General features: G+C 63.6%; 17 protein-coding genes. 15 read left to right on the top strand and 2 right to left on the bottom strand.

Annotated features, from left to right (window positions below; all coding sequences use genetic code 11):
- Window positions 1-176 precede the first annotated feature (176 nt).
- The 9 genes from IGS61_RS06825 to IGS61_RS06785 all read left to right on the top strand — a co-directional run bounded on the left by IGS61_RS06825 (window position 177) and on the right by IGS61_RS06785 (window position 10982).
- Window positions 177-686, top strand: coding sequence for a sigma-70 family RNA polymerase sigma factor (locus IGS61_RS06825; protein WP_230538904.1), 510 nt, complete (start codon window positions 177-179; stop codon window positions 684-686).
- Window positions 683-1675: a FecR domain-containing protein gene (locus IGS61_RS06820; RefSeq protein ID WP_230538903.1), complete on the top strand. Its 993-nt coding sequence runs from the start codon at window positions 683-685 to the stop codon at window positions 1673-1675. Before IGS61_RS06825 ends, IGS61_RS06820 begins: the two co-directional genes overlap by 4 nt.
- Window positions 1676-1786: 111 nt before the next feature.
- Complete coding sequence (locus IGS61_RS06815; protein WP_230538902.1) at window positions 1787-3985, top strand: TonB-dependent siderophore receptor; 2199 nt, start codon at window positions 1787-1789, stop codon at window positions 3983-3985.
- A 110-nt stretch (window positions 3986-4095) separates the two neighbouring features.
- Entirely contained in the window at window positions 4096-4377 is a 282-nt protein-coding gene (locus IGS61_RS06810) for a hypothetical protein (protein WP_230538901.1), read from the top strand.
- On the top strand, window positions 4374-6077 hold the full coding sequence (locus tag IGS61_RS06805; protein WP_230538900.1) for a PepSY-associated TM helix domain-containing protein: 1704 nt from the start codon (window positions 4374-4376) through the stop codon (window positions 6075-6077). Before IGS61_RS06810 ends, IGS61_RS06805 begins: the two co-directional genes overlap by 4 nt.
- Window positions 6074-6415 (top strand): DUF3325 domain-containing protein, encoded by a 342-nt coding sequence (locus tag IGS61_RS06800; protein WP_096237848.1) that lies wholly within the window; start codon window positions 6074-6076, stop codon window positions 6413-6415. Before IGS61_RS06805 ends, IGS61_RS06800 begins: the two co-directional genes overlap by 4 nt.
- Window positions 6416-6506: 91 nt before the next feature.
- Window positions 6507-7694 (top strand): efflux RND transporter periplasmic adaptor subunit, encoded by a 1188-nt coding sequence (locus tag IGS61_RS06795; protein ID WP_230538899.1) that lies wholly within the window; start codon window positions 6507-6509, stop codon window positions 7692-7694.
- A 5-nt stretch (window positions 7695-7699) separates the two neighbouring features.
- Window positions 7700-9694, top strand: coding sequence for a MacB family efflux pump subunit (locus IGS61_RS06790; RefSeq protein WP_230538898.1), 1995 nt, complete (start codon window positions 7700-7702; stop codon window positions 9692-9694).
- A gap of 364 nt (window positions 9695-10058) precedes the next feature.
- On the top strand, window positions 10059-10982 hold the full coding sequence (locus IGS61_RS06785) for an ABC transporter substrate-binding protein (protein ID WP_230539257.1): 924 nt from the start codon (window positions 10059-10061) through the stop codon (window positions 10980-10982).
- Window positions 10983-11050: 68 nt separating this feature from the next.
- Here IGS61_RS06785 and IGS61_RS06780 read toward each other — a convergent pair whose 3' ends face one another.
- The gene (locus tag IGS61_RS06780; protein WP_230538897.1) at window positions 11051-11590 is read right to left on the bottom strand and encodes a hypothetical protein; all 540 of its coding nucleotides are present in this window, start codon (window positions 11588-11590) and stop codon (window positions 11051-11053) included.
- 326 nt (window positions 11591-11916) lie between these two features.
- On the opposite strand from IGS61_RS06780, the gene IGS61_RS06775 reads away from it, so the two are divergent.
- The 6 genes from IGS61_RS06775 (at window position 11917) to IGS61_RS06750 (ending at window position 19368) form a co-directional block, all read left to right on the top strand.
- The gene (locus IGS61_RS06775) at window positions 11917-12720 is read left to right on the top strand and encodes a cytochrome C assembly family protein (protein WP_230538896.1); all 804 of its coding nucleotides are present in this window, start codon (window positions 11917-11919) and stop codon (window positions 12718-12720) included.
- Window positions 12717-12971 (top strand): PP0621 family protein, encoded by a 255-nt coding sequence (locus IGS61_RS06770; protein ID WP_230538895.1) that lies wholly within the window; start codon window positions 12717-12719, stop codon window positions 12969-12971. The genes IGS61_RS06775 and IGS61_RS06770 overlap by 4 nt, the downstream gene beginning before the upstream one ends.
- A 111-nt stretch (window positions 12972-13082) precedes the next feature.
- Entirely contained in the window at window positions 13083-14168 is a 1086-nt protein-coding gene (locus tag IGS61_RS06765; protein ID WP_329958042.1) for a sigma-54 dependent transcriptional regulator, read from the top strand.
- Entirely contained in the window at window positions 14146-14757 is a 612-nt protein-coding gene (gene ampD / locus IGS61_RS06760) for a 1,6-anhydro-N-acetylmuramyl-L-alanine amidase AmpD (RefSeq protein WP_230538894.1), read from the top strand. The genes IGS61_RS06765 and ampD overlap by 23 nt, the downstream gene beginning before the upstream one ends.
- A 392-nt stretch (window positions 14758-15149) precedes the next feature.
- Window positions 15150-18098, top strand: coding sequence for a ribonucleoside-diphosphate reductase subunit alpha (locus IGS61_RS06755; protein WP_230538893.1), 2949 nt, complete (start codon window positions 15150-15152; stop codon window positions 18096-18098).
- 118 nt (window positions 18099-18216) lie between these two features.
- Entirely contained in the window at window positions 18217-19368 is a 1152-nt protein-coding gene (locus tag IGS61_RS06750; RefSeq protein WP_034780261.1) for a ribonucleotide-diphosphate reductase subunit beta, read from the top strand.
- Window positions 19369-20087: 719 nt separating this feature from the next.
- Here IGS61_RS06750 and IGS61_RS06745 read toward each other — a convergent pair.
- Window positions 20088-20363 carry a hypothetical protein gene (locus IGS61_RS06745; RefSeq protein WP_230538892.1) on the bottom strand — a complete coding sequence of 92 codons (276 nt, stop codon included), beginning with the start codon at window positions 20361-20363 and terminating at the stop codon, window positions 20088-20090.
- Window positions 20364-20378: the final 15 nt, after the last annotated feature.

Genomic DNA, 20378 nt, shown 5'->3' with positions numbered 1-20378 from the left:
CCTTATCGCGGGTGGCTGGCGGTCCCGCGCTGCAGCGCCTGGCGGTTGGCCGGCTTTTGAATTAGTTGGTATTTCTGCCAACGCCACGATTGCATGAAAGTCAAAAACACGGTTAAAATGAGAATAATTCTTATTTACATTCGTGGGCGCGCCGCGCCAGACCGGAAAGGGATGCCATGTCGGCCGCCGATTTTGCCCAGCAACAGGACCTGCACGCGCTCTACAGCAGCCATCATGGCTGGCTGCAGGGCTGGCTGCGGCATAAGCTGGGCAATGCGGGCGACGCGGCGGATCTGGCGCAAGACACCTTCATCAGCGTGCTGACGGCCGCTTCCGCGCCGCAGATCCGCGAGGTGCGGCCTTTTCTCGCCACCGTCGCGCGCCGCCTGGTGGCGCACCGCTACCGCCGCCAAGTGCTGGAAGACGCCTACCTGGAAGCGCTCGCTTGCCTGCCGCCCGAGACGGCGCCCGCGCCCGAGGAACGGCTGCTGGCGCTGGAAGCCCTGCAGGAAATCGACCAGGCCCTCGACGGCTTGCCGGTTCCCGTGCGCACGGCGTTCTTGCTGGCGCAGCTCGAAGGTCTCAGCTATGCCGAGATCGCCGCGCGCCTGAACGTATCGGCCAGCTCGGTCAAGCAATACCTGACGCGCGCCAACCGCCAGGTGTTTTTCTCCCTGCCGGCATGAGCAAGCTGGCAGAGCCGGCGGCACCGCCAGCCATCCGCGAGGACGTGCAGCAGCAGGCTGCCGAGTGGCTGACCGTGCTGATGTCCAGCGAGGCCAGCGAAGCGGAACGCGCCGCCTGGCAGCGCTGGCGCGGGGCCGACCCGGAACATGAACGGGCCTGGCAGCATATCGACGCGGTGTCGCGGCGCTTCAACGGCTTGCATCGCGGTGCGGCCGCGCAGGCGCTGGCCGGCACGCAGCAACAAGCCGTCAACGGCAAGCGGCGCCAGTTGCTGGCGTGGCTGGGCGTGGCGGCCGGCGGCGGCATGCTGGCCGCGCAGACGGATGCCTGGGATGGCATGCGCGCCCTGCGTGCCGACTACCGCACGGCCACAGGCGAGCGGCGCGACGTGGTGCTGGACGATGGCAGCGTGCTCAGCCTGAATACGGGATCGGCCGTGAACGTGCGTTTCGACGCCAGCCGCCGCCTGATCGAACTGCTGGCCGGCGAGATCCTCGTGGCCAGCGGCCACGGTGCCGGCAGCGCCGTGCCTTTGGTGGTGGCCACGCGCGAAGGCCTGGTGCGCGCGCTGGGCACGCGCTTTGCCGTGCGCCAGCAAGATGACTATAGCACCGTGGACGTGTTGGAAAGCGCCGTTGAAATCCGCCCCCGCGACGGTGCTGGCGCGCCAATGCTGCTGGCGGCCGGGCGCGGCGTAGCCTTTTCCCGCCATGCGGCGGACGCGCCGCACGCCATCGATGCGTATGCGCACGCCTGGTCGCGCGGGCAGCTGATCGTCGACGACGTGACCCTGGGCGATTTCCTGGCCGACCTGGCCCGCTACCGCCCCGGCGTGATCGACTGTGCGCCGGCAGTGGCCCAGCTGCGCCTGTCGGGCGTGTTCCCGCTGGCCGACACGCAGCGCATTTTGAACATGCTGCCCAACTCGCTGCCGGTGCAGGTACGCAGCCGCACGCGGTACTGGGTCAGCGTCGAACCGGCGCCGTAGCGTTCGATAAAAATATTTTTCCATCCGGCTGCCCGTTTTGCAGTCTTGCGGCACCTACAAGGTAGGACGCCTGTTTTTCACCGTCTCATGACACCACCATCAGGAACTTTCATGTCGCACGCTTTGCCTTTTGTCAGTTTGCCATCATCTCACTCTTCACTGCGTCCGCTGGCGCAAGCGGCCGCGGCCCTGTGCCTGGCCGCCAGCCTGCCGGCGCTGGCGCAGCAGGCGCCAGCCAGTCCCGCGGCCGAGCAAACCATGCTTGGCGTGTCCGTCACGGCGGGGCGCGATGCGACGACCGAAGGCAGCGGTTCCTATACGACGGGCGTGAGCAATACGGCAACCAAGCTGAACTTGTCGCTGCGCGAGACGCCGCAGTCGGTCAGCGTGCTGACGCGCCAGCAGATCGACGACCTGGGCATCACCACCCTGGACGACGCCGTGCAGTCGATCACGGGGCTGGTCATGCAAAAAGGCAACTTTACGGGCGATTCGGGCAGTTTCAGCGCGCGGGGCTTTCCAATCGAAAACATCCTGTTCGATGGCTTGCCTACCAGCCTGGGCGCGAACGGCACTTTCAATGGCGACAATGACGACCTGGCCATCTATGACCGCATCGAAGTGGTGCGCGGCGCCACGGGCTTGATGACGGGCAGCGGCACGCCTAGCGCGGCCATCAACATGGTGCGCAAGCGCCCGACGGCCACGCCGCAGGCGTCATTCTCGGCCAGCATCGGCAGCTGGAGCAACTACCGCCTGGAAGCGGATGCGGCCAACGCGCTCAACGAAGCGAAGACCCTGCGCGGGCGCATGGTCGTCACGGTGCAGGACAAGAAGGATTTTGTCGACGTGCTGCATGGCCGTAATCACCAGCTGTACGGCATCATCGAGGCCGACCTGCGCCCTGACACCACGTTGACCGTGGGCGCGCACTACCGCAAGACCGATAACGACGGCGTCGCGACGGGCGTGGTGACGGCCGCCGACGGCACCTTTTTGAACTTGCCTCGCTCCACCTACCTGGGCACCGACTTCGACGGCTGGCGCCAGACGGATAAAACCATTTTCGCCGAACTGGAACACCGCTTCGGCAATGGCTGGAAAGCCAGGCTGGCGGCCACGCGCAAGACGCCCGAGATCGACACGACGTTTTCCGGCATCAACCGCCGCGGCGGCACCCTGCGCTTCAATTCGCAAAGCTACCGCGCCGAACTGGCCAACACCAGCTATGACGCGTATGCCAGCGGCAGCTACAGCCTGTTCGGCCGCGAGCACGAGCTGACGGTCGGCGCCAGCCACCGCCGTTCGTCGAAAAACAGCTATGGGGGCTGGGCATCGTACACCCGGCAAGATAGCGCGCCGGTGATCGACCCGTTCCACTGGGATGCGGGCAGCGTGGCGCGCCCCGTCATCAACTACGCGCAGTGGGGCACGGCCAGCATCACCGAACAAAGCGGCGTGTATGCAGGCACGCGCCTGCGCCTGGCCGACCCGCTGTCGCTGGTGCTGGGCGGGCGCGTGAGCTGGTACAAGGACGATGCCGGCTACTCGCTGGCGCGCGAATTCACGCCGTACGCCGGTGTCGTGTATGACCTCGACAAGCAGCATTCCGTGTACGCCAGCTGGACCGAGATATTCCAGCCGCAAGCGTCCACCGACGCCAAGGGGCAGCCCTTGAAGCCGGTCAGCGGCACCAACTATGAAGCGGGCGTGAAGGGCGAATACTTCGGCGGCGCCCTCAATGCCAGCGCGGCCGTGTTCCAGATCCGCCAGCAAAACCGCGGCGTGGACGACCTGACCGGCCCGGATCCCTGCCCCGGCAGCACGTGGGGCTATTGCCAGCGAGCGTCGGGCGAAGTGCGCAGCGAAGGCGTGGAGCTGGACGTGGCGGGCGCGCTGACGCCCGACTGGCAGCTGTCGGCCGGTTTTACGTATGTGAAGGCGCAATTTACGCGCGACAGCGATCCGGCCAATATCGGCAAGGATTTCAATAGCCGCTATCCGCGCCAGCAGCTCAAGCTGGCCACCAGCTACCGCCTGTCCGGCGCGGCGCAGGGCTGGCGCGTCGGCGCCTCGGTGTACGGGCAGGGCGCGACGGAATCAACGGACGGTGATGCCCACCTGCGCCAGGGCCGCTACGCGATCCTCGGCTTGAACGCGGCGTGGCAAATCGACAGCCGCGCCGAGCTGCGCCTGAACGTCAACAATGCGCTCGACAAACGCTATTACCAGAGCATCTACTCCGATGTCCTCGGCAACCTGGTGGGCCCGCCGCGCAACCTGATGCTGACCTTGAACTACAAGCTATAACTTAATAACTTTGAATGATCTATCTTGATGAAGGATGCATGGCTTATGGATGTGCAGTTGAACCTGGCCCGCGATGGCGTGACCACGCTGGTGCTAAAGGGAGCGCCGCGATGATGAAATCGGCCCACATGATGTTGTTTTCGCGCGTGCTTGCCGCCGTTTTTGGCGGCTATGCGCTGACGTCCGGCGTGGCCGTGCTGCTGGCGGCCGTGCTGCCGCTGTCGCGCCCCGAAGCCGTGCTGACGGCGACCCTGAGCGCCTTCGTCGTCTACACCTGCGCCGTGATCTGGGTCTTTGCCGTGCAGGACCTGCGCCGCGCCTGGCTCGGCATGCTGCTGCCGGCCATCGTCTGCGGCGGCATCGGCCTGCTGCTGTCGCGAGGTGTGGCATGAATGCCGTCAAGGTAGACAAAGTGGTCAAGACGCCGCAGCAGGGCGGCTTGCGCCAGGCCATGGCCTGGCTGCATACGTGGAGCGGCCTGTGGATTTCCTGGCTGCTGTTCGCCATCTTCCTGACCGGCACCCTGGCCGTCTTCGACGATCCGATCGGCCACTGGATGACGCCCGAACACGCCTTGGAAGAGGCGGCGCATGCGAACGATCCGCCGCTGCCGAAGGTCACGGACCGTGGCCAACGCCTGGAACTGGCGCTCGACTTCATGGCGAAGGAACACCCGAAGGCGGACATGTGGGAAATCTGGCCCGTGCAGCGTCCCGGCCACGGCCTGTCCGCCTACTGGTTCCAGCCCAGCGGCGGCTATGGCTCGGCGGATCTCGATCCGCTGACGGGTGCCGTCATCGAGCATGCGCGCGAGGCAACGGAGCGCGAAACCATCGGCGGCCACCATTTCGTCGATTTTCACTACGAGCTGCACGCGGGACGCATCGGCGTATGGATCGTCGCCATCACCACCATGATCATGCTGGTGGCGCTGGTGAGCGGCGTCATCACGCACAAGCGCATCTTCAAGGATTTTTTCACCTTCCGCCCGGCCAAGGGCCAGCGTTCGTGGCTTGACGCGCACAACGCGGTGGCCGTGCTCACCTTGCCGTTCCAGTTCATGATCGCCTACACGGGCCTGGCATTCTTCAGCGATGACTATGTGCCGGCCCCCGTGGCGGCGCAATACGGCATGGATAATCCCAAGAAGGCCTTCCTGGCCGACTGGAACGATGCGGGCAAACCCGTGAAAACGGGCCAGCCGCTGGCCATTCCCGCGCTGGAATCGTTCGCGCTGCGCGCCGAGCAGGCCATCGGCCAGGAAATCCGCGCCGTGGTGCTGGACAATCCGAACGACGCCTCCATGCGTGTCTGCATGTACGGCTGGAATGAAGAGACGGACACGATGGAACGCCTCAGCGCCAATACGGGCAGGGCTTGCTATGCGCTGGCCACGGGCGAGCAGACCGCCTTGCGCCTGCCCGGCGCATCCGATACGGGCGGCGCGGGCCTGACGCGCTCCGTCATGTCGAACCTGCACATGGTGGGTTTCGGCGGCACGCCCATGCGCTGGCTGTACTTCTTCTGCGGCCTGGCCGGCACGGCCATGATGGGCACGGGCGCCATCCTGTTCATGGTCAAGCGCCGCCAGAAGTCCGGCGGCGAGTTCGGCGCCTACACGCAGCGCGTGTACCGCGTCATCGCCTGCCTGAACGTGGCGGCGATTGCCGGCCTGTCCATCGCCTGCGCGGGCTTCCTGTGGGCCAACCGTTTGATCCCCGTCGGCATCGAGCACCGTGCCGGCTGGGAAGTGCGCGCCTTCTTCGGCGTGTGGTTCCTGATGCTGGTGCACGCCTGCCTGCGCGCGGAAAAGCGCGCGTGGATCGAGCAACTGGGCTTGCTGGCGGCCCTGTGCCTGCTGCTGCCCATCCTGAATGTCCTGAGCACGGGCGACAACCTGGCGGCGCAGGTCGCGCGCGGCGACTGGGAAAGCGCGGGCGTGGAACTGGGCAGCATGGCCTTCGGCCTGCTGGCCGCCTGGGGCGCGTGGAAGGTCCACAAGCGCAAGGAAAAGCCGGTGAAAAAGGCTGCTGCCAAGGAAAGCGCTGCGCCCTCGGCCAGCCTGCAAGTCAATGCGGAGGGACAGTCATGATCAATACCATCCTGTGTGCGCTGGGCCTGTCGTATGCGGGCATGGCCAGCCTCTCGCTGGCGATGGACCGCCACCATGGCCAGGTCTGGGGCCGGGATGCGGCGCCGAACGTGCGGCGCGCGCTGCAACTGGCGGGCGCCATCCTGCTGGCGCTGGCCATCTGGCCCTGCGTGGCCGGCTGGAGCGCCACCGTCGGCGTGGTCGCCTGGCTGGGCTTCATCGGGGCGGGAGCGCTGCTGGTGGCCCTGCTGCTGCCGTATGCCCCCCGCTTGCTGTTTCGTAGTTCCCTGCTGGCAGCCGTCGCCGCGCTGGCAGGTCTTGTGACGTTCCTGCGGTGATGTCCACCGCTATTTTCAAGGATAGACCGATGTATTATTCACGTTTGGCGACACCGATTGACGTTTTGACTTCATCCAAGGCGGCTTCCTGATGGCGGCCCGCCTGCCTTCGCGCCGCGCCCGCATCCTCGGCGGCGTGGTCTTGCTGGCGCTGTTTGGCGCCGGTGCCCTGTGGGCCACGCGCGGCCCTGCCACCGTATTCGACACGGCGCCCGTCAAGCGCGGCAATATCGAGGCCAGCGTCACGGCCATCGGCACCCTGCAGCCGCAAACCTATGTCGACGTGGGCGCGCAGGTGTCGGGCCAGATCACGCGCCTGCACGTGCAGCCGGGCAGCGCCGTGGAAAAAGGCCAGCTGCTGGCCGAGATCGACCCCAGCGTGCAGCAGGCCACGGTCGACGCGGGCCGCGCCGCGCTGGCGGGCTTGCGCGCGCAGCTGGCCGACCAGCAGGCGCAGCACCGCCTGGCGGGCCAGCAGCACGTGCGCCAGAAGCAGATGGCCAAGTTTGACTCGACTCCCTTGGCCGACCTGGAAACGGCCGAAGCCACCTTGGCCTCGGCCGGCGCCAAGATCGACCACCTGAAGGCGCAGATCGACCAGACGCAGGCCAGCCTGAAGGCGGACGAGGCGCGCCTCGGCTATACGCGCATCTACGCGCCCATGGCCGGCAAGGTGGTGGGCCTGGATGCCAAGGAAGGGCAAACCCTGAACGCCACGTACCAGACGCCGAACATCCTGCGCATCGCCGACCTGTCGGCCATGACGGTATGGACGGAAGTGTCGGAAGCGGACGTGCGCCGCGTGCGCCCTGACATGCCCGTGTACTTTACCACCCTGGGCGGCGACCAGCGGCGCTGGAGCGGCAAGGTGCGGCAAGTGCTGCCGGCGCCGCCAGTGCCCGGTGGTTCCGCCGCCGGCACGGCCCTGGCGCCGTCGACCAGCAAGGTGATTTTATATACCGTGCTGTTCGACGTGGATAACGCCGATGGCGAACTGATGCCGCAGATGACGGCGCAAGTGGTGTTTGTCACGGCGGCGGCGAACAATGTGCTGGCCGTGCCCTTGCCGGCGTTGAAACCCTCGATGGAAGAAGGCGCCAAGCCGGGGCAGTTCACGGCCCGCGTGATGGATGCGGACGGCAAGGTCGATACGCGCGCCGTCACCGTCGGCGTGCGCAACCGCCTCAGCGCGGAAGTGCTGCAAGGCTTGCGCGAAGGCGAATTGCTGGTCACGGGCGAACAGCCGGCCAGCAGCGGCGCCAGCAGGTTCCAGCTGTGAGCGCGATGAGCGAGGCCGCTTCTCTGGGACAAGCCGGAGAAGGCGGCCAGCCGGCGCCCCTGATCGAGCTTGCCGGCATCCGCAAGCGCTACGGCGGCCATGACGGCGCGCCGGCCGTGGAAGTGCTGCGCGGTTTGACCCTGTCGATCGGCGCCGGCGAATTCGTCGCCATCGTGGGCGCGTCCGGTTCCGGCAAGTCGACCCTGATGCATCTGCTGGGTTGTCTTGACCGGCCCAGCGACGGCAGCTACCGCTTCGCCGGCCAGGACGTGGCCAGCCTGAATCCCGATGAACTGGCGTGGCTGCGGCGCGAAGCGTTCGGCTTCGTCTTCCAGGGCTATCACCTGATCGCCACGGAATCGGCGCGCGAAAACGTGGAAGTGCCGGCCCTGTACGCGGGCATGCCGGCCGCGGCCCGCCACGCCCGCTCGGAAGCGCTGCTCAAGCGCCTGGGCCTGGGCGAGCGGCTCGACCACCGGCCGAACCAGTTGTCCGGCGGGCAGCAGCAGCGCGTGTCGATCGCGCGCGCCCTGATGAATGGCGGGCGCATCATCCTCGCCGATGAACCGACGGGGGCGTTAGATAGCAGCAGCGGCGCCGAAGTCATGGCCCTCTTGGGCGAACTGGCCGACGCGGGCCACACCATCATCCTCATCACGCATGACCGCAAGGTGGCGGCCCAGGCGCGCCGCGTGATCGAGATCAGCGATGGCGCAATCGTCGCAGACTCGGGCGCCATCGCCATTCCCGCCACGTCGGCGGCCCTGCCGCCGCTGGACATGTCGCGCGCCGCCCACGATACCGGCGCGTCGCTGGGCACGGAATTGCTCGACGCGGCGCGCGCCGCCTGGCGCGTGCTGTGGATCAACCGCTTCCGCACGGGCTTGACCCTGCTCGGCATCGTCATCGGCGTTGCTTCCGTGATCGTCATGCTGGCCATCGGCCTGGGCACGCGCCAGCAAGTGATGGCCCAATTAGGCGCGTTCGGCTCGAATCTGCTGTACATGGCGTCGCGCGGCGAAAGCTCGCGCATCCCCGGGCGCAGCATCACCCTGGCCGACCTCGACGCGCTCAAGGACGTGCCGGGCATTTCCCACGTGCTGCCGAATGTCACGGGCAACAAGGTGATACGCCACGGCAACCTCGACGTGCAGACGTATGTGCGCGGCACGGGGCCGGCCCTGCCGCAGATCCAGACCTGGCCCGTGGCCAAGGGCGGTTTCTTTACCGAGGAAGACGAGCGCGAAATGGCCACTGTGGCCGTGCTGGGCGCGCACCTGGCGGAAAAGCTGATGCCCGACGTGGCCAACCCCGTGGGGCAGAGCATCCTGATCGGCAACGTGCCGTTCCAGGTGATCGGCGTGATGAGCGCGAAGGGCGCGCTGACGGGCGAGAAGGATGAAGACGACGTGCTGCTGCTGCCGTTTTCCACGGCCGGCATCCGCGTCTTCGGCCAGCGCGAGCCGACGTACACGGTGATGGCGGTGGACGACGTCAAGCGCGTGACGGAAGTGGAGGCGGCGGTCGACGCCACCATGTTCGAGCGCCACCGCATCCGCGACTATGGCATCAGCAATGCGGCCGCGTCGATCGCCGCCGAAGCCAAGACGCAGGACAATATGACCATGATGCTCAGCCTGATCGCCGCCGTCTCGCTGGTGGTGGGCGGCATCGGCGTCATGAACGTGATGCTGATGACGGTGCGCGAGCGCACGCGCGAAATCGGCATCCGCATGGCGACGGGCGCGCGCCGGCGCGACATCCTGCGCCAGTTCCTCACCGAAGCCGTGCTGGTGTCGGTGGTGGGCGGCGTGGCCGGCATCGTCGTCGGCGTGACGGTGGCCGGCCTGCTGCTGGTATGGGACGTGCCCGTGATCTTTTCGCTGAGCGCCATCGCCGGCGCGTTTGCCTGCGCCGTGGTGACGGGGCTGGTGTTTGGCTTCATGCCGGCGCGCAAGGCGTCGGGACTCGATCCGGTCGTGGCGCTGGCGGGACAGTAGGTATTGTCACGATGCCGGCAGCGTGGCTGCCGGCAAAAAAATGTTGCCTTGGCTTTAAGTAACCCCCAATAAATTATTGTGATTTCTGACTTCCATAACCGGCGCTGTGCGGTGTTGCCCGCAGCTAGCAGTGCTCGCACTGCGTCGCAGCGGGCGCCTTGCACAGCATCCGGTTCTGTTCGTCATAAATTCACAATAATTTCCCGAGGGTTGCTTAACACACGGTACTATCTCCCCATAATAAGAGCAGTGTTTCGTGTTTTATGCCCTTGCGGGCACATACCAACCACCACAGGAGAACCCGATGCAGCAAAAATCAACCTTGAAGACCGGTATCGCCGCCGCCCTCGTGCTGGCCTTCGGCATGGGCGCTGCCCAGGCGCAGGAAGTCGTGCGCCTGGGTAACTTGAAATTCGCCCATTACGGCGCCGTGTCGTACATCAAGGAAATCGCGCCCAAGTGCGGCATCAAGGTCGAGGAGCATGTCTTCGCCAAGGGCCTCGACGTGATGCAGGCTATTATCGCGGGTGAGCTGGACGTGGGCGCGACGGCGTCCGAAGCGGCCATTTCCGGCCGCGCCGGCGGTGCGCCCATCTACGTGGTGGCCGGCTTTGCCAAGGGCGGCGCGCGCCTGGTGGCGGGCGCCGGGCAAAAGATCGCCAGCGTCAAGGAACTCAAGGGGAAGCGCGTGGGCGTGACGCGCGGCGGCATCCAGGAAGTGCTGTTGCTGGCCGAACTGTCGCAGGCGGGCCTGACGTATTCCGAAACCAAGGGCAAGGATGTGCAGTTGGTGTTCCTCGCCTACGCCGACTTGAACCAGGCGCTGATGGGCAAGAATATCGATGCCATGATGCAGTCGGAGCCGCAATCGTCGCAGGCGATCAACAAGGGCTTCGGCACCGAAGTCATCAAACCGTACGACACGCCGATCGGCGAGCCCGTGCGGACCATGGTGATGACGGAAAAGTTCTACAAAGAACGCCGTCCCGTGGCGGAAAAATTCATGCGCTGCTTCGTCGAAGCGACGAAAACCTTTATCGACAACAAGGCGACGGCGGAAAAGTATGTGCGCGAAGTCGTGTTCCGCGGCCAGATCACGAAGGATGACTTCGACGACGCGATCAGCAATTCGCCGTATTCGTTTGACATCTCGCCCGAGCACATCCAGGTGACCACCGATGTGATGGTGAAAACGGGCGTGGGCCGCATGACGAAGCCGCCCGTGGCCAAGGACTGGGTCAAGACGGACTTGCTGGAGCAGGCGAAAAAGAGCTTGAACGTGAAGTAAATCAGGAAACCATTCAAAAAACCTCCGTGCCAGCGATGGTGCGGAGGTTTTTTGATGGGGAGACGGCCTTAGCGGGCGTTAAAACCCATCCAGCCCTTCTCCGTTTGGCGGAAGCTCAGCGTGTAGATGCGGGTCAGCTCATCGCCTTTCTTGAGCTGGCGGCTGATGATGGCGCCGTAATTGTCTTGCACGATCTGGTCCGACCATTGCAGCAGGTTTTCGAAACGCTCGGCCGTCATCGCCGCCTGGCGGGCCAGCAGCGGCGCGGGGATCGCCTTCTTTTTCTGCTGCTGTACCCAGAAATCGCGGAAAACCTTGTTTTCGCCGCCCATGCCGCGCGCCATCAGGCCCAGGCCCATGCTCATGCCCACGGAGCTGTCCGTCTTCGCCTGTGCCTCGAGCTTGTCGGCCACGTCGGCCAGCAATTCCAGGTAGCCGACCTTGGCGCGCAGGACGGCCGAGCCTTTGATTTCGTACTGTTCGTTTTCTTTCCAGCCATTCAGCTTTTCCAGCTTCGCGATGTCGAAGTAGTCCTTGTACAGGTCATAGCTCTGGATGGACGTACGGAAGTATTCCTCGTACGTGGATTGGGAAGGCGCGTTTTTCATGCAGCCGCTTAATATAGTGCAGGCGGCCAGCAGGAGGCAGGTCCAGGAAATTTTTCGAAAAGACATGGTGGAGGGCGGTGGCGTCAGGTTGGATAAATATTGCTTTGTGGACATAATTATAGGACTGGCTAATCAGGATGGCAACGTGCCTGCGGCGCGCCGGCAGTGCATCGGAGGAAAGATTGCCGAAATCTTGAGGGTGCGCCACCCCGTCGCGGCCGAGGCGCGATATCATGGCAGGCTTGCGGTATCGGCTGGCGGCCAATTGCCTCCAGCCCATACTGTCGCTTGAATCGCGCTTGCCGGCTATGGTGTAAACTTAAACTATGCAGACTTATTTCTTTTTCATCGCCGCCCTGTTGTACGCGGCGTGCGCGGTGCTTCCCTCGTCCCGTGCCCGGCTTATTGCCGGCCTGACCGGCGTCGCCTGGCTGGCGCACGCCGCCACCCTGTGGTTCGACCTGATGGCGCCGGGCACCTTGCGCTTCGGCTTTTCCGCCATGTTGTCGGCCGCGCTGTGGGTTTCCGTGGGCGCCTACTGGATAGAGAACCGCAATTTCAGCCTGGACGGACTGCGCCGCATGGTCATGCCCAGCGCCGTCATCGCCATCGGCCTGGCCTGGGCCTTTCCCGGCAGCCAGGTCAGCTTGGAAGGCAAGTCGGCTGTCTTCGGCTGGCATATTGCCGTGGCCGTGCTCGCCTACAGCACCTTGACGATTGCCGCCTTCCACGCCGTGCTCATGGCGCTGCAGGAATCGCGCCTGCATACGCGTAGCGAAAGCCGCGGCTTCATCGGCAGCGCGCTGGACCAGCTGCCCGCCCTGCTGACGATGGAAAAGCTGCTGTTCCGCATGATCGGCCTGGGCTTTATCCTGCTCAGCCTGACCGTGCTGTCTGGCATCGTGTTTTCCGAGCAATTATTTGGCAAGCCGCTCAACTGGGATCACAAATCCGTCTTTACCATGCTGTCGTGGCTATTGTTTGCCTCGCTGCTGGCAGGCCGCCGCTTCCGCGGCTGGCGCGGCAAGACGGCCCTGAGTTTTACGCTGGCCGGTTTCGCCACCTTGCTGCTGGCCTATGTCGGCAGCCGTTTTGTACTGGAAGTGGTTTTACACCGGGGATTCGCATGACACGTGTTTTATTCTGGCTGGCGCTGGTGTTCCTGGTGCTGTTTGCTATCCGCAGCAAGATCCGGGGCATGCAGCAGCGCGCCCGCGCGCAGCAGCAGCCGAATCCGTTTGCGCCGCCGGGCCGGCCGCAGGAATTGCCCGATGCCGAGCTGATGCTGTGCTGTGCCCATTGCGGCGTGTACTATCCGGCCTCGGAAAACGTGCAAGCCAAGGGTCACGATTACTGCAGCCACGCGCACGCCACCTTGTAAGGGCCGGCCTGCGCCCCGTTGCTCATCCGTATCGTAACGGCCTCCGGCATCCGTCCGGCGTAGCATCTGCAGCAGGCGGTTCGCCACCGCCATTGCAGAAAGGCGCGTGCCATGTCCCGTCCCAGCTTCAGCCCGCATACCACCACCACTGGCAAGCCGGGGGCGCCGCAACTGAGCGGCAACTCGCTGCCCATGCAGGCGCTGCGCGCGCAGATAAGCCGCATCGCCCGCTGTGACGCGCCGGTGGCCATCCGCGGCGAATCGGGCACGGGCAAGGAATTGGCGGCGCGCGCCATCCATGCGCAGGGTGGGCGCGCCGGCTTCCCGTTTATTGCCGTCAACTGCGGTGCCATTCCCGAAGCGTTGATGGAAGCCGAATTCTTCGGCTGCCGCCCGGGCGCCTATACGGGCGCGCTGCACGAGCGCCAGGGATTGTTCCAGGCGGCCCATGGCGGCAGTTTGCTGCTCGATGAAGTCGATGACCTGCCGCTGGCTATGCAGGTAAAACTGCTGCGCGTGCTGCAGGAACGCCGCGTGCGCAAGCTGGGCGGCAGTACTGACGAGGCGATCGACGTGCGCATCCTGTGTGCCAGCCAGCAGGGCCTGGCGCGCGGCGTGGCCGCCGGCACGTTCCGCCAGGATCTGTTTTACCGGCTGAATGTGATCGAACTGGCGCTGCCGCCGCTGCGCGAACGGCGCGGCGATCTGCAGGTATTATGTGAGGTGATCCTCGTGCGCCTGTCGCCACGCCGGGCCGTGAGCCTGGCGCCGCCTGTGCTGGCGGCCCTGGCCGCATATGCGTTTCCCGGCAACGTGCGGGAACTGGAAAACGTGCTGGAGCGGGCGCTGGCCTTTGCCGACGGCGGCGTGATCGCGCTCGACGGGCTGGTCTTGCCGTCCGCGCCGGGCAGCATGCCGTTGCGGGCGGCGCCGGCATTGCCGGCATTGCCGGACTTGCCGGAGCAGCAACTGTGCCTGCCCGGCATGGCGGCATATGGCGTGGGCCCGGTCCTGCCGCTGGACGTGTATTTGCGCCAGGCCGAGCGCGACATGATCATGCAGGCGCTGGTGCAGGCGCGCTACCACCGCGCGCGCGCGGCGCGCCAGCTGGGGCTGAGCGTGCGCCAGTTGCGTTACCGCATGCAGAAATTGACGATACAGGAAGCCCTACTTGATGAGCGCATGGACGATAGATGAAGACGGCTGGTGCGATGGCGCGCTGCGCTATGACTCCCCCTACCACGATGCGCGCCCGGATGGTGCGCAAGTCGACTTGCTGGTGATCCATAACATCAGCTTGCCGGGCGGCCACTTTGGCGGGCCGCATGTGTCGGACTTGTTTACGGGCCGGGTAGATTATAATGCCGATCCTTCTTTCGCCGACCTGCGTGGCTTGCAGGTGTCGGCGCACTTTTTTGTGCGGCGCGATGGTGCGCTGTTGCAATATGTTTCTGCTGATCAACGTGCCTGGCATGCCGGCGCGTCCATGTTCGCAGGGCGCCCGCAATGCAACGGCTATTCCATCGGTATTGAAATGGAAGGTTCGGACTCTGTCCCCTTTCAGCCGCAGCAATACCGCGTGCTGGCGGCGCTGACGGCGGCGCTGGTGGCGCGCTACGGGCTGTCCCAGGTGCGTGGCCACGAGCATATCGCACCGGGGAGGAAGACGGATCCGGGGCCGTTTTTTGACTGGCATTTTTACCAAGTATGCTGGCTGGAAACCCTGCGCGGGCAGCCTGCGTTAGCGCTTACTTCGCGGGGATTGGGCTTTCCATCCATGCCCTGAAAAGTCAACCGAAATCGTATATGAAAATACAAAAAATTACGCCGACGGATGCCGGAAAACTATTGCATCGCCCTTCGATGGGCACTACAATTAGTGCAGAAGTTGGATGTAAAGACTATATGTAGTGCCATCACAGACGTTTTCAGAATTATTGTCAAAGCTACCCGGATTGCTGATAAAGCACTGGAACTGGCGGTTTATCACCCTCGATCGTGTTTCGCGCCAGCCGGGCAGTGCGGTGTGGCGATATGGATTCTGACCCTGTTTTATGCATCATTAATTTACTATTTAGCAACAAATACCTGAAGAAACCCTGACCATCGGGCGTTCTATTCAACAACACACGCGGCAGCAAAACTGCAGGCTGACTTTAGCTGACAACGGGAGCTTCAATGCAATCACCACAAGATATTTCCATCCATCCAACGCCAGTATCGCCAGCGCCAGGCGCGGCCAACAGCGTGGCGAGCACGGGCGCGGCATTGGGCGACTATCGCATCATCCGCCGCAACGGCGCGGTGGTGGCATTTGAGCCTTCGAAGATCGCCATCGCCATGACCAAGGCGTTTTTGGCCGTTAACGGCGGCCAGGGCGCAGCCTCGGCACGCATCCGCGAACTGGTGGAACAATTGACGGACGGCGTCGTCGCCGCGCTGGTGCGCCGCCATCCGGGCGGCGGCACCTTCCATATCGAAGACGTGCAAGACCAGGTGGAACTGTCGCTGATGCGTTCGGGCGAACACGACGTGGCGCGTGCCTACGTACTGTACCGTGCCAAGCACATGGAAGAGCGCCGCCTGCAGAAGGAAGCGCTGGGCGCGTCCGCGCAAGTTTCTGCACCACAATTGAACGTGCTGGATAACGGCGTGCGCCGCCTGCTGGACATGCAGGAAGTGCGCGACCTGATCAACGCCGCCTGCGCCGGCCTGGAAAAGCACGTCGATGCCGACGCCATCCTGGCTGAAACCGTAAAAAACCTGTACGACGGCGTGCCCGTTGAAGAGCTGCACAAGTCGGCCATTCTGGCGGCGCGCGCGCTGATGGAAAAAGACCCGGCCTACAGCCAGGTCACGGCCCGCATCCTGCTGCACACGGTGCGCAAGGAAGTGTTCGGCAAGGAAGTGCCGCAAGCGGCCGCTGCCGCCGAATACCTGACGTATTTCCCGCAATACATCGCCAAGGGCATCGCCGCCGAGCTGCTGAACCCGGTACTCGCCAGTTTCGACCTGGAGCGCCTGGCGAAAGCCATTGTGGCCGACCGCGACTTGCAATTCGGCTACATCGGCCTGCAAACCCTGTACGACCGCTACTTCCTGCACATCCAGGACGTACGCATCGAAATGCCGCAGGCGTTCTACATGCGCGTGGCCATGGGCCTGGCGCTGAACGAGGCGGACCGCGAAGCGCGCGCCATCGAGTTCTACAGCCTGCTGTCCTCGTTCGACTTCATGAGCTCGACCCCGACCCTGTTCAATTCGGGCACCCTGCGCTCGCAGCTGTCGTCGTGCTATCTGAGCACCGTCTCCGATGACCTGGAAGGCATCTACGACGCCATCAAGGATAACGCGCTGCTGGCCAAGTTCGCCGGCGGCCTGGGTAACGACTGGACGCCGGTGCGCGCCCTGGGCGCCCACATCAAGGGCACCAACGGCAAGTCGCAAGGCGTGGTGCCGTTCCTGAAAGTGGTCAACGACACGGCCGTGGCAGTCAACCAGGGCGGCAAGCGCAAGGGCGCCGTCTGCGCCTACCTGGAAACCTGGCACATGGACATCGAGGAATTCCTCGACCTGCGCAAAAATACGGGCGACGACCGCCGCCGCACGCACGACATGAACACGGCGAACTGGATTCCCGACATGTTCATGAAGCGCGTCATGGAAAAAGGCGATTGGACCCTGTTCTCGCCATCGGACACGCCAGACCTGCACGACAAGGTCGGCAAGGCTTTTGAGCAGGCTTACCTGGGCTACGAAGCCAAGGCCGCCGCCGGCGAAATCCGCGTCTTCAAGAAGATCGCGGCACTGGATCTGTGGCGCAAGATGCTGTCGATGCTGTTTGAAACGGGCCATCCATGGATCACGTTCAAGGATCCGTGCAACATCCGCAGCCCGCAGTCGCACGTCGGCGTCGTCCACAGCTCGAACCTGTGCACGGAAATCACGCTGAACACGGGCCCTGACGAAATCGCCGTCTGCAACCTCGGTTCCGTCAACATGCCGGCGCACATGAAGGAAGGCAAGCTCGATCACGTCAAGCTGGCCAAGACCATCCGCACCGCCATGCGCATGCTCGACAACGTCATCGACATCAACTACTACGCCGTCGACAAGGCGCGCAATTCGAACATGCGCCACCGTCCGGTCGGCATGGGCATCATGGGCTTCCAGGACTGCCTGCACATGATGCGCGTGCCGTTCGCCTCGGACGCCGCCGTGTCGTTTGCCGACACCTCGATGGAAGCCGTCTGCTACTACGCCTACCTGGCGTCGACGGAACTGGCCGAAGAGCGCGGCCGCTATGAATCGTACGCCGGTTCGCTGTGGGACCGCGGCATCCTGCCGCAGGACTCGGTCAAACTGCTGGCCGAAGAGCGCGGCGGCTACCTGGAAGTCGATTCCTCGTCGGCCATGGACTGGACGCCGGTGCGCGAACGCATCGCCAAGTTCGGCATGCGCAATTCGAACTGCGTGGCGATCGCCCCGACGGCGACGATTTCGAACATCATCGGCGTCTCGGCCTGTATCGAGCCGACATTCCAGAACCTGTACGTGAAATCGAACCTGTCGGGCGAATTCACCGAGATCAACGGCTACCTGGTGCGCGACCTGAAGGCGCGCGACCTGTGGGATGAAGTCATGATCTCCGACCTGAAGTACTTCGACGGCTCGCTGGTGAAGATCGACCGCATCCCGCAAGACCTGCGCGATATCTACGCCACGGCCTTTGAAGTGTCGCCAAGCTGGCTGGTGGAAGCGGCTTCGCGTCGCCAGAAGTGGATCGACCAGGCCCAGTCGCTGAATATCTACATGGCTGGCGCCTCGGGCAAGAAACTGGACGAGACCTACAAGCTGGCATGGCTGCGTGGCCTGAAAACCACCTACTACCTGCGTACCATCGCCGCTACCCACATGGAGAAATCGACCTCCAAGACGGGCGCGCTGAACGCCGTGGCAGTCGACGGCGGCATGTCGGCCAGCGCACAGAGCGCCCAGGCAGCCGTCGTGGCGGCAGCAGTGGCCGTGGCGCCGGTAGTGGCAGCGGCAGCGGATGACGCCGATGGCGAAGCCTGCTACCTGCGTCCCGGTGATGACGGCTTTGAAGAGTGCGAAGCCTGCCAGTAAGATTTTAGTTGTCAGCCCAGAACTTCTGGGCTGATTCAATGTTGTCAATGTCCGCATTGTCCGATTCAACGGGCCTGTTGCGGATCGCCGGCTCGCCGGCATGGAAAGGAAGAAGAATATGTCGTTGTCTTGGGATGATGAAACCACGTCGGCAGCTGTGCCGCGTCCGGCGCAGCAAGCGCCACTGGGAAATACCGAATTGAACCTGCCGGCCGGCGCCGAGCCGTCCGAAGCGAACGCCGAGCAAGTGGCGCGCCGCGTGAATGCTGACGACAAGCGCATCATCAACGGCAAGACGGACGTCAACCAGCTGGTGCCGTTCAAGTACAAGTGGGCGTGGGACAAATACCTGGCCGGCTGCGCCAACCACTGGATGCCGCAGGAAGTGAACATGCAGCGCGATATCGAGCTGTGGAAAAACCCGAACGGCCTGACGGACGACGAGCGCCGCCTGGTCAAGCGCAACCTGGGCTTCTTTGTTACCGCCGACTCGCTGGCCGCCAACAACATCGTGTTGGGCACCTACCGCCACATCACGGCGCCCGAGTGCCGCCAGTACCTGCTGCGCCAGGCGTTCGAGGAAGCGATCCACACGCACGCCTACCAGTACATCGTCGAATCGCTGGGCCTGGACGAAGGCGAGATCTTCAACGCCTACAACGAAGTCAAGTCGATCCGCGACAAGGATGAATTCCTGATCCCGTTCATCAACACCCTGACCGACCCGGCCTTCGTCACCGGCACGGTGGAAAACGACCAGAAGCTGCTGAAGTCCCTGATCGTCTTCGCCTGCCTGATGGAAGGTTTGTTCTTCTACGTCGGCTTCACGCAGATCCTGGCGCTGGGCCGCCAGAACAAGATGATGGGTGCGGCCGAGCAGTACCAGTACATCCTGCGCGACGAATCGATGCACTGCAACTTCGGCATCGACTTGATCAACACGATCAAGATGGAAAATCCGCAGCTGTGGACGGCCGCCTTCCGCGAAGAGATCAAGGATCTGTTCATGAAGGCCGTGGAACTGGAATACGCGTACGCAGAAGACACCATGCCGCGCGGCGTGCTGGGTCTGAACGCGCCGATGTTCAAGGGCTATTTGCGCTTCATCGCCAATCGCCGCGCGCAGCAGATCGGCATCGAGCCGCTGTTCGCGCAGGAAGAAAATCCATTCCCGTGGATGAGCGAAATGATCGACATGAAGAAGGAACGCAACTTCTTCGAAACCCGCGTGACCGAGTACCAAACGGGCGGTGCGCTGAACTGGGAGTAATTCTTTTTCAGGCTACGCCAACAAGCGCCGTCATCGTGACGGCGCTTTTTTTTTGCGTGTGTGGCGGCGGAAAAATGCGCGCATCATCGGTGCATGCGACGAGGCCTGCGCCAGGATTTCCGGATGCCGCGCATGGCCGCATCGCACACCCGAAAAAGCATTTCCGGAGACGCTGGCGGCGGCATTTGCCGCGCGATTGTGCGATAGCACGCGTAACGTGCAAAAAAGCGGGCGAAAACGTGTCGTGCCGGTTGCGCATTGACAAGGTTTTCGTGTACTTTATGAGATTGCAAATGCGAGCGTTAGAATGCGGGGTTTTTTAACCAGCGCGGTAGCGAAAAAACCTCGCAAAACAGGGATACAGATTTACACGGATATGCACAAAACCACACCGTTTTCGTCTGCCGCCGTGCCCGAATTTTTTCAGGCATGGCGGTTTTTTATTTGACGCATGGGTGTTGTGGCGAGCGCGATGCGAGGAGCGAAAAAACGCACGGCATCGAAAACGAATGACCGAATTCAGACTTTGCCACCAGCTGCGAGATAAAGCAGGGTGGCACCGACGATGGCTGAAGTGCTGCAAACGTGAGGAGTTGCAGCAGTTCAGCTGGTGCCGAATTCATTAGCGCAAACGACCGTTTGTGCCGATGAATAATTCGCCTGGCCTATCCCAGTGGTGGGCCGGACGGGTTTAAATCTTGTAGCTTAAATTTCTCATCTCAGATGAAGGAGAGACAAATGGCAACAGCCGCTAAGAAATCAGAAGTAAAGAAACCAGCCGCCAAGGCTGCTCCTGCCGCGAAGAAGCCGGCAGCCGCAGCGAAGACGGTTGCCGCTAAACCAGCTGCCAAAGCCGCAGCGAAACCAGCAGCAAAACCAGCCGCCAAAGCCGCAGCCAAGCCTGCAGCAAAAGTGGCTGCCAAGCCAGTAGCGAAAGCCGCAGCGAAACCAGCGGCCAAGGCAGCAGCAAAACCGGCAGCCAAGCCGGCAGCCAAGGCAGCCGCCAAGCC

Origin of the sequence: Janthinobacterium sp. FW305-129 (genome assembly GCF_020858115.1) — a bacterium.
Taxonomy (GTDB): Bacteria; Pseudomonadota; Gammaproteobacteria; order Burkholderiales; family Burkholderiaceae_D; genus Janthinobacterium.
Note: the sequence above shows the minus strand (reverse complement) of the source record. Positions and strands in the feature narration are given on the sequence as shown.